Below are 10,993 nucleotides of genomic sequence, written 5' to 3' on the forward strand. Positions count from 1 at the left end.
TTAAAATCTGTTTTTTAGTTTTGTAAACCAATTTTGCTCTTCAGCATGATATCCATACCCATATTTATTACCATATCCAAAGTAATCTTTATCAACATCATTTAATATAAAGCCTACATTTTTAATTTTCTGGCTGCTGATACTCTTATTTGCAAAATCAATTAATGCATTTTCTGTATATCTTGATCTGGTTACATATAAAGTAACATCAGCCATATCGGCGATCAGGAATGTATCTGTAACAAGCATTAAAGGAGCCGTATCCAGAATAATATAGTCATATTGGTCTTTCAATTCTTCAATTAAATGTTCATAACGTCCATTTGTAAGAAGTTCCGTGGGGTTTGGAGGAATGCTTCCAGAATAGATAACATCCAAATAAGGATTGAACGTAGATACGTGTACAACTTCCTTAATATTTACTTTATCACTGTACAAATATTCTGTAAGACCTAACAAACCTTTTCTAGCAGGATTATATCTCTGAAGCTGTGGGTTTCTAATATCAGATCCAATAATAATAACTTTCTTATTCGGAGTAGCTAAAGTAAGTGCTAAATTAACGGAAACAAAAGTTTTCCCCTCTCCCTTTACCGTTGAGGTAACGAAGATCACTTTAGCATCTTTCTTTTTAGGAATCATAAAATTCATATTGGTAATAAGAATTCTAAATGCCTCTGCCAAAGGTGAAAGATCATTAAGTTTCACCAATTCATCCTGACCTCTTAATAAACCAGGGATTTCACCTATTACAGATTTACCATTAGAAAGTTTCTCTAGATCACTTCTTGATTTCACTTTATTATTAAGAAGTTCTTTTAGATATACAATAAGGAAAGGGATAGCAAAACCACAAACCAATGCTCCTAGCAGTATAAGTATTTTTTTTGGTGCAACCGGTTTAGGTGAAGCATAAGCATAATCTACTATTCTTGCTTTACTGGCTGTTACAGCTAAAGAAATAGCAGTCTCTTCTCTTTTCTGTAATAGAAGTAAATACAAATTTTCCTTTATCTGCTGCTGTCTCTCAATGCTCCTAAACATCTTCTCCTGAGCAGGAATTTTCGTAATTTTTGAGCTTATCTTGTTCTGCTCTCCTTCATATTGATTTTTAGCTAACTGAATCCCTGTTCTGTTTTTAATAAGACTTTCCATTACAGAGCCCTTTAAAGACGAAATCTGTTTGTTAAGATCTATAATTAATGGGTTTTGAGGAGTTGCATTTTCTAATAAACGGTTTCTCTCCAATACCAACTGATTGTATGCAGAAATATTAGTGGTAGCAGTGGTATTATTTAAACCAATATTGGTAGGTAGAACCTGACTGTTATTTTGTCTACCCATAAAATCAATCAACGCATTGGTCAGTTCAAGCTGAGATTCAAGATCAATTTGTTTTGCTCTTGCTTCTGCAGAAACTTCAAGATTAATTTTAGCTTCTGTAACTAGATCAGTAATCTGATTATTCGATTTGAATTTTTCCTTTTCATTTTCAACCTGTCCTAATTCATTTGAAATGATATTGATTCTGTCATCTATAAAATCTTTTGTCTTTTTAGATTCTGAATTTTTATCTGAAATAGCTTCATTATTATAAGCTTCTACTAATTTGTTTACTATATCTTTAGCTTTAGATACATTCGCATAATTCAGAGATAATCCAATTACTGTAGCATCTTTATTTACTAATTTCACATTTAATATTTTCTGTAAATTATCGACAGCACCATCAACCGTTGAATAAGTCATATAAATATCTCCCATTTCACCAGCTTCTAATTTATTAAACTGGGAATTTTTCAATATGATTATATTAGCATAAGGAAGATTTATAATTTTATTGAACTGAGTTTTAACTTCAGGTAATTCATCGCTATCTAAAGTTATATTATTTCCGGAAATTTTTACTAAAATAGGTTTTTCAGGTCCTTTTGTAAAAGGTTTCTCATTAACTACTTCAATGATAATAGGAGATGTACTTTTGTAAAGTTCTTTTTCTTTTAAGCCATATTCTGTGTAAACAGAAGTTTGTAACCTTAATTGTTTTACAACTTCCTGCATTAACTTTTTAGACTTAAAAACTTCTATTTCATTCTCTATACTGTTGGTTCCCATCCCCCCCAATACTGACAGGTCCTGCAATACGCCAAAATCTCCGCCACCAGAAGGAGCTTTTTTAGCATCTTTAATAAGTACCGATGATTGAATACTAAATACCGGGGTAGTCAGTTTTAAATAAAAATAACTGATAATTAAAGACACTATAGGGATAATTACAAACCATAACCAGTTTCTTAAATAGGGTTTGATTATTTCCTGAATATTAATTTTTTCTGATTCTTCAATAACTGGATTATCCATTATTTAGTTTTAAATTTTACAAATTATTCTGTCAATTAACAACAGATATTTATTAGTTTTATTATTTTAATTATAGTCTAGCATCTACTAGACTTCTATCAATACAAGCTTTAGTATCAAAGATAACACTATCTTTTTTCTTTAGTTTTTCAAAATCTAAGGTAAGAAATTCTTTATGGGATACAGCAATGATAATAGAGTCATATTTTTTATCTTCCGGAAGTTGATCCAGAATACTTATTCCATATTCATGTTCCACTTCTGATTTGTTTACCCATGGATCAAAAATGTCAACTCCAATTCCGTAGTCTATTAATTCATTATAAATATCAATTACTTTGGTATTTCTAACATCGGGGCAATTTTCTTTAAAGGTTACCCCTAAAATTAAAGCTTGTGAACCTTTTATAATCTTACTTTTTGCTATTAATAGTTTTACCACTTTCGACGCTATAAATTTTGCAATTGAATCGTTTACTCTTCGACCGGATAAAATAACATCAGGATGATACCCCAATTGCTCTGCTTTATGAGCTAAATAATATGGATCTACAGAAATACAGTGTCCGCCTACTAATCCCGGTTTATATGGTAAGAAATTATATTTTGTACCAGCAGCTTCAAGAACATCATGTGTATCAATTCCCATTCTGTCAAAGATGAGGGCTAACTCATTAACAAAAGAAATATTCACATCCCTTTGGGCATTTTCAATGGCTTTAGATGCTTCAGCAACCTTTATGCTAGGTGCTTTATGGGTACCTGCTGTAATGATTTTTTTATATAAATGATCTATTTCGTCTGCAATTTCAACAGTAGACCCGGAGGTTACTTTCTTTACACTTGTTAACGTGTTTATTTTATCTCCTGGATTAATTCTTTCCGGAGAATAGCCTACAAAAAAATCTTCATTGAGTTTTAACTGAGAATACAGTTCTAGTATCGGAACACATTCTTCCTCTGTACAACCGGGAAAAACGGTAGATTCAAATATTACAATATCTCCTTTTTTAATAATCCCTCCTAACATTTTTGATGCTGTCAGCAATGGATTTAAGTCGGGAGCATTATATTTGTCAATCGGAGTGGGTACAGTTACTATAAAAATGTTACAGTCTAAAATTTCATTCAGTTCACTTGTACCATTATAACCTATGCTTCCGCCAGATTCTTTATAAGAGTGTAAGCCTTCATTAAGCTTATGGATATCTGCTTCCAGGGTTATATCGTAGCCATTATTAAGCTGGTTAATTCTGTCTGCATTAATGTCAAAACCCAACACCGGATAATGACCTGCAAACTCTAAAGACAAAGGTAATCCTACATATCCTTGTCCAATAACAGCTATTTTATATGATTTCATTTCTTTGTGATTTTATTAGAAGAGCCTACCTTACATTTATAATACAATCTAAATAAAATTGCATTTTAAATATATACTCTTACTTTTTAAATAAACCAACTACTACAGCAAGAGCAGTAACTACAACAGAAGCTGCAGTCAGATAAATTGCTGTATTAGGGTTTTGCTTAGAGGCTAAATCTCTTGCTTTATTTGATGGAACAATAATAGCATCTCCTTGCTTCAGGTTAAAATATGGAGAATTAATAAGATTAGCATCCTGTAAATTGATTTTACCATGCGTAACCGTTCCGTTTTCAGTTCTTATTACTAAGATATCCGTCCTCTTACCATACATCGTTAAATCTCCTGCAAGCCCCAGGGCATTGAGGATAGTAGCCTGCCCGTTAGATATGGTATAGTCTCCTTGTTTATTAACCTCACCTAAAACTGTTATTTTAAAATTTGCAAGTCTGACACTTATTGTCGGATTAATAACATATTGGCTTACTTTATCTTTAATTTCATTTTTAAATTCTACAAGTGATTTACCTTTTGTATCAATCTTACCAAGCACGGGAAAATCTATATTCCCTTCACTGTCTACAATATATGTGGGTCCAGAAATGGTTGTCATCCCTTGGTTAGGAGTATTTCCTCCTGCTAGACTATTTGTCTGGATCATTTCAGAAGAAGAATAATTTTGATTGAATGGTTTTACTACATCCATATCTTTTGCAGTGATCAAAACCACTAATTGATCACCAGTCTGTATAGTAGAATTAGAATTTTTAGCAGAGGATTCTACTGCAACATTCTCTATATTCTGCATATAATTTAAATCATTCTGGGCATTTTCCTTTACCTTACATGATATTAATAAGAATACAAAAAATATCCCTAATATTTTACTTTTCATATTTTAAAATTGTGCAAATATACACTTATATTTTTTTTTATTTATCTAAAACCTCGTAGATCGAATTATTGCTTATAAATTCAGGTACTATTAGCTTTAAAATCTTAACAACTTCTACTTTTTCTTTATTGACAGAAGCCTCTCCGATCAACTGGACAAGACTCTCTATTTCTGAAAATGACATGGTAGGATCTTTAGAAATCATGATCTTTTCATTATGGGTAGGAAGAGTTTTTGCATTATCACTTAACAGCTCTTCGTATAGCTTTTCTCCCGGTCTAAGTCCTGTGTAAATAATCTTAATATCAATGTTGGGTTCAAATCCCGATAGTTTAATCATTCTTCTGGCTAAATCCAGAATCTTCACCGGCTCACCCATATCGAAAACAAAAATTTCACCTCCCTGCCCCATTGTTCCAGCCTGAAGAACCAGTTCACAAGCCTCAGGAATGGTCATAAAATATCTTACAATATCAGGATGTGTGATTGTTACAGGTCCTCCAGCTTCAATCTGCTTTTTAAAATGTGGAATAACGGAACCGTTTGATCCCAGAACATTTCCAAATCTTGTGGTAATAAATTTTGTTGAATTTCCTTCAGCATGTTGTAAAGACTGAACAAATAGCTCTGCAGCTCTTTTAGAAGCTCCCATTACATTAGTAGGATTTACCGCTTTATCCGTAGAAATCATCACAAATCGGTTTACTTTATAACGACTGGATAAAACAGCAATATTTTTTGAACCCAAAACATTCACCCGAATCGCTTCATTAGGATTATCTTCAACAAGAGGCACGTGCTTATAAGCTGCAGCATGATAGACCATTGAGAAATTATACATCTCAAATAGCGGCTCTACTCTATGTATATTTGAAACATCTGCAAGAACAAATTTAAACCTGATATGAGGAAACTTGTCTTTCATTTCAAGCTCGATATCATATAACGGCGTTTCAGCCTGATCTAATACAACAATTAAAGAAGGTGTAAACTGAGCAACCTGTCTTACAATTTCGCTACCAATAGAACCAGCACCACCAGTAACCAGTACATTTTTACCGTAATGTCTGCTTTTGACTTCTTCGTTTTCAATTTTTATAGGCTTCCTGTTAAGCAAATCTTCAATTTGAAGATTTCTGATTGATCCTCCCAGATCACTATCTCTCAGTTTTTGCACTGAAGGGGCTTTAAAAACATTCAGATCTTTTTCCAGAAATAAATTCACCCAGGAATTCATTTCATCCTTAGCCATCATTTCTTTTACTATAATAACCCCGTCAACAAGAAGATCATCTTTAGTATTCTCTTCTATTTTTTCTTTTGCGTAAATAGGTTTCCCTAAAAGTGAAGCTCTTTTTGAATCCGTTCTTTGAGTCAGGAATCCTACCACCTGGTAAGGAAGGTTGGGATTATCTAAAATAGCCCTTGCAATAGCAATAGACTGCTCATCAATCCCCAATACAAGGATTCTTTTTTTCAAAGTACTTCTCCTGTACTCTCTGACAATGTGAAAAAATTCTTTGACATAGAGTCTAAAAAGAAATAATCCCATAAAGGATATAACGAAGTATAAAACAAGATAGGGTGTTAAAATGAATTTTCCTCCGGTAACCCAGAAATACATCAGATTAATTGTCGCAACGACAAATAATGTAGAGAAGCAGGAAACAAGAAGTTTAAATAAATCTATAAATGTGGAATGTCTGATAATCCCTGCATATGTTTTAAAAAAATACATAAATGCTGTATTTACCAGAATGATAAAAGCAAAAACAATACTTTTTTCTTCGTGATAAATAAACTCTTTTTGGGTAATTTTTTCAATGATATACGTAGAGAGAAATAAGGATATTACCAAAATAATAATATCTATTACAAGTATTATCCATCTGGGAAGATATCTTACATCTGAGAGATTGACAACATTATCTCCTCCAAATATTTTTTTTCTAAGAGAGTTATACATTGTCTTGATTGGTGTTCATATGTTATTAAATGTGATACAATTTCTAGCCGCTTAATTCAACTCACATTGAATCATTCGTGCAAAATTAAAATAAAATATCATCAATATCCTAAATCTAAAAAATAATTTTACTTTCTTAGATTTTTCAGGACATCTGCAATTCTATTTTTATCTTCCACAGAAAGATAGGACCCTGACGGCAAGCATAAACCCGCTTCAAAAAGCATACCACAAATATTATTCCCAAAAAACCTATACCCTTTATATAGGGTTTGCAAATGCATAGGTTTCCATAAATACCTGGTTTCTATATTATTCTCAGAAAATATTTTTTTTAATTTTTCTTTTGTCATTCCAGACTTATTTCCTTCAATGGTGACTGTGTTCAGCCAATAATTAGAAAAAAAATCTTCACCTGGCTCTTCCAAAAGATTGATGGTTTCATCATTTTCAAAGATACCCTGATAAAACTCATGGTTTTCTCTTCTTTTTAATATCCTGTCTTCTAAAACATCCAGTTGCCCTATTCCTATTCCTGCAGAGATATTACTCATCCTGTAGTTATATCCTATGTCTGAATAACTGTAATAGTCTTTATTTTCGTTGGCTTGGGTAGAAAAGGAAAAAGCTCTTTCTTTATTTGCTTTACTTCTAGATATTAAAATTCCCCCACCTGAAGTCGTAATAATCTTATTCCCGTTAAAACTAATCACAGATAAATCTCCAAATGTTCCACAAGGTCTATTTTTGTATGTACTGCCCAAAGCTCCGGCACTGTCTTCAATAACAGGAATTTCATATCTCCTGGAAACTTCAAGGACTTCATCTACCATAAACGGCATTCCATATGAAGATACGGCAATGATTGCTTTCGGTTTCTTACCTTGCTGCAGACAATATTTAACAGCATCTTCCAAAGCATTGGGACACATATTCCAGGTAGAAGCCTCACTGTCTACAAAAACAGGAATTGCTCTTTGATAAAGAATGGGATTAGCAGAAGCCACAAAAGTAAAAGACTGGCAGATCACAAAATCCCCTTCTTCTACATTCAAAAGTCTCAATGCTAGGTGTATTGCTGCTGTCCCTGAGGACAAAGCGGTCACAAAGGAGTCTTTTCCAAGATAGTTTTCAAGTCTTTTTTCAAACCCATCTATGTTTGAACCATACTGAGAAACTCCGTTTGTATCTAATGCAGTCTGTATATACTGTAACTCACTACCTCCTAAGTGTGGAGGTGAAAGCAAGATCTTATTCTTTTTCAATTTGTGTGTTTGTTGTTTAATTTATGTTTATTCAAAAATATCATTTATTTTCTCATATTCAAAACCTCTGCTCATTAAATATTTTATAGTTTTTGATTTTCTCTGATATTCCTTAAGTCCTGTCTGTTTAGAGAAATAATCTTCATAGATTCTTGTAATGGTTTTCATGTAATCATCTTCATAAATTTCATCAAAACACATATTGATCAGTTTTTCAGAGATCTGTTTCTGTTTAAGATGCATTTTGATTTTATTCTTCCCCCAGTGCTTGATATAAAACTTACCGCGGATATAACTACGTGTAAACCTTTCTTCGTTCAGATAGTTTTCTTTTAAAAGATACAATATAATTTCTTCCTTTGCTTCCTCAATAAGTAGAAATTCTCTCATTTTCTGCTCTACTTCGGCATGACATCGGTCCTGATAAACACAATAGTTCACCAATTTCATCTTAATTTCATCAAAAGTAAAAGATTTCTTTTCCATATCTGCAAAAAAAAGAATGAGCGGGCGCTCATTCTTTGTATTATATTTTTTCTGTTATATTAATAATTGAATAGAGCTTTTCCTTCCATTAATTCATTAACCTTCTTTCTTACAGATGTAAGAACTTCTTCATTTTTAATATTGTCTACCACATCAGAAATAAATCCGGCAATGGTATCCATATCATTTTCTTTAAGTCCTCTTGTTGTAATTGCTGCTGTTCCTAGTCTGATACCAGATGTTGTAAATGGTGATTTGTCATCAAAAGGAACCATATTTTTGTTACAAGTAATATCAGCAAGTACTAATGCTTTTTCAGTTTCTTTACCATTTACTCCCTTGTTTCTAAGATCTACAAGCATCAGGTGATTATCTGTGCCTCCGCTTACAATATCAAACCCTCTGTCGATCATTGCTTTGGATAATGCCTGGGCATTAGCTTTAACTTGCTTTGCATATGTCTCAAACTGTCCATCTATAGCTTCTCCGAAAGCGACTGCTTTACCGGCAATCACATGTTCCAGCGGCCCTCCCTGTATTCCCGGGAATACAGCTCCATCCAATACCTGGCTCATCATTTTAGTTTCTCCTTTTGGAGTTTTGTGACCATAAGTATTTTCAAAATCTTTCCCCATCATGATCATACCTCCTCTTGGACCTCTTAATGTTTTGTGTGTAGTAGTAGTTACTACGTGGCAATGCTCAAATGGCGAGTTTAATAATCCTTTAGCTACTAAACCAGCAGGATGTGCTATATCTGCCCAAAGTGTTGCTCCAATTTCATCTGCAATCTCTCTGAATTTAACATAATCAAGATCTCTTGAATATGCTGAGAAACCTGCAATCATCATTTTTGGTCTTTCTCTTAAAGCTACTTCCCTCATTTGGTTGTAATCAATAAGCCCTGTTTCTTTTTCTACACCGTAAGAAACCACTTCATATTGAATTCCTGAAAAATTCACTGCAGAACCATGAGTAAGGTGTCCTCCCATTGAAAGGTCCATTCCCATAATTTTATCTCCAGCTTTCAAAACAGCAAGATAAATGGCTGCATTGGCCTGAGAACCGGAATGTGGCTGAACATTCACATAATCTACTCCGAAAAGTTCTTTTGCTCTGTTGATGGCTAATGTTTCAACCTCATCTACCACTTCACATCCCCCGTAATATCTTTTTCCGGGATATCCTTCAGCATATTTATTTGTCAGTACACTTCCCATTGCTTTCATCACGTTTTCAGAAACAAAATTTTCTGATGCGATAAGCTCTAATCCATGGGCTTGTCTTTGTCTTTCCTTTTCAATCAGGTCAAAAATAATATCCATTTTACTTTTAGTTTTTGAAATTTTTCACCCCAAATGTACGGAATTTCCCTTGAGGTTTCAGCATCAAATTATATGATTTTTAGCCCCTAAGTGTTGTAAAACCTTACCGGTAATGTATAATTATAATCTTTCTGTCATAAACTGACCATAATTTTTAATCTGATTATGAGCCTTTCCAACTACATCCTCTGTTGTAATTGTATTTGAGAAACAGACATTCAACTATTCAACGATTTTTCATCCATAAAGCAGCAGTCAGAATTATTTTTAATCTTCACCCTGGATAAGATCCACATGCTGTATGGAACTTATTAAAATTCTTCTTCCGAAAGCTCTTTATTGGCAACAGCTCCTGCAAAATTCCCCTGCGCAACAGCATTGGCTACAGACCGCATCATGGTAACATTATCTCCACAGGCAAAAACTCCGGGAACATTTGTTTTCTGCATAAAATCTGCCTTTATAAATCCCTGCTCCGTTAATTCAACCCCCAAATCAGCCGAGACATTCAGATTTTGTTCAAAAGGTATTTTAGCATATAAAGCTTTTAGCGGAGCCATTTTTCCGTTTTTAAAAATTATGTTCTGAATATATCCGTTTTCATGTTCTATACTTTGAACTTCATCTTCATTGATGATGATTCCATTCCGGTTCAATTTGGCAACCTGCTCCGGGGTGAGCTTAGTTTTCCCATTGGTAAATAAGGTTAGCTTTTTAGTCAGGTTAAAAACCAGTTTTGAAAATTCAAAAGCCATCTCCCCATCTGCAAGAATTCCTGTCACCTCATCTTTTACTTCATAACCATGACAATATGGACAGTGTATTACGGAGATTCCCCAACATTCAGCAAATCCTGAAATATCAGGCATTAGGTCGTTCACTCCGGAAGCCAGAATAAGTTTTTTAGCCCGGAAAACCCCATTATAAGATGTTTCTACTTTAAAACCATCAACTTCCCTGGTTATTTTCACAACAGTCCCATTATAGAATTCTACAGTATGATATGCTTTCACCTGCTCTCTTGCGGCATCTGAAATTTCTTTAGGAGTTTTTCCGTCGTGTGTAATAAAGTTATGTGAATGTGGGGTCTGCCTGTTACAAGGTTTTTCATTATCTATGATTAAAACATTTCTTAACGATCTGCCCAGGGCCATTCCTGCTGATAATCCGGCATAGCTTCCTCCTATTATGATTACGTCAAATTTTTTACTTTCCATATGCTTATTGCTTATTGCTTATTGCTTATTGCTTATTGCTTATTGCTTATTGCTTATTGCTTATTGCTTATTGCTTATTGCTTATTGCTTATTGCTTATTGCTTATTGCTTA

At 33.5% G+C, this 10,993-nt stretch carries 8 protein-coding genes; all 8 read right to left on the reverse strand.

The features are described 5' to 3' along the window. A complete protein-coding gene (locus tag MP478_RS20330) occupies window positions 1-2,361 on the reverse strand; it encodes a tyrosine-protein kinase (protein WP_257201487.1) in 2,361 nt (786 codons plus the stop codon). Between the two features lie 70 nt (window positions 2,362-2,431). After that, window positions 2,432-3,724: a nucleotide sugar dehydrogenase gene (locus MP478_RS20335; protein WP_230040434.1), complete on the reverse strand. Its 1,293-nt coding sequence runs from the start codon at window positions 3,722-3,724 to the stop codon at window positions 2,432-2,434. Between the two features lie 79 nt (window positions 3,725-3,803). After that, entirely contained in the window at window positions 3,804-4,622 is an 819-nt protein-coding gene (locus tag MP478_RS20340; RefSeq protein WP_230040436.1) for a polysaccharide biosynthesis/export family protein, read from the reverse strand. Between the two features lie 37 nt (window positions 4,623-4,659). Continuing rightward, window positions 4,660-6,588 carry a nucleoside-diphosphate sugar epimerase/dehydratase gene (locus MP478_RS20345; protein ID WP_257191816.1) on the reverse strand — a complete coding sequence of 643 codons (1,929 nt, stop codon included), beginning with the start codon at window positions 6,586-6,588 and terminating at the stop codon, window positions 4,660-4,662. Between the two features lie 128 nt (window positions 6,589-6,716). Further along, window positions 6,717-7,853 (reverse strand): DegT/DnrJ/EryC1/StrS aminotransferase family protein, encoded by a 1,137-nt coding sequence (locus MP478_RS20350; RefSeq protein WP_257201488.1) that lies wholly within the window; start codon window positions 7,851-7,853, stop codon window positions 6,717-6,719. Window positions 7,854-7,880: 27 nt separating this feature from the next. Then, on the reverse strand, window positions 7,881-8,339 hold the full coding sequence (locus MP478_RS20355; RefSeq protein ID WP_257201489.1) for a regulatory protein RecX: 459 nt from the start codon (window positions 8,337-8,339) through the stop codon (window positions 7,881-7,883). Between the two features lie 59 nt (window positions 8,340-8,398). After that, complete coding sequence (gene glyA, locus MP478_RS20360; RefSeq protein WP_230040444.1) at window positions 8,399-9,664, reverse strand: serine hydroxymethyltransferase; 1,266 nt, start codon at window positions 9,662-9,664, stop codon at window positions 8,399-8,401. A 311-nt stretch (window positions 9,665-9,975) separates the two neighbouring features. Further along, window positions 9,976-10,881 carry an NAD(P)/FAD-dependent oxidoreductase gene (locus tag MP478_RS20365; protein WP_257201490.1) on the reverse strand — a complete coding sequence of 302 codons (906 nt, stop codon included), beginning with the start codon at window positions 10,879-10,881 and terminating at the stop codon, window positions 9,976-9,978. Between the last annotated feature and the right edge of the window lie 112 nt (window positions 10,882-10,993).

The organism is Chryseobacterium sp. WG14, from assembly GCF_024586945.1.
GTDB lineage: Bacteria > Bacteroidota > Bacteroidia > Flavobacteriales > Weeksellaceae > Chryseobacterium.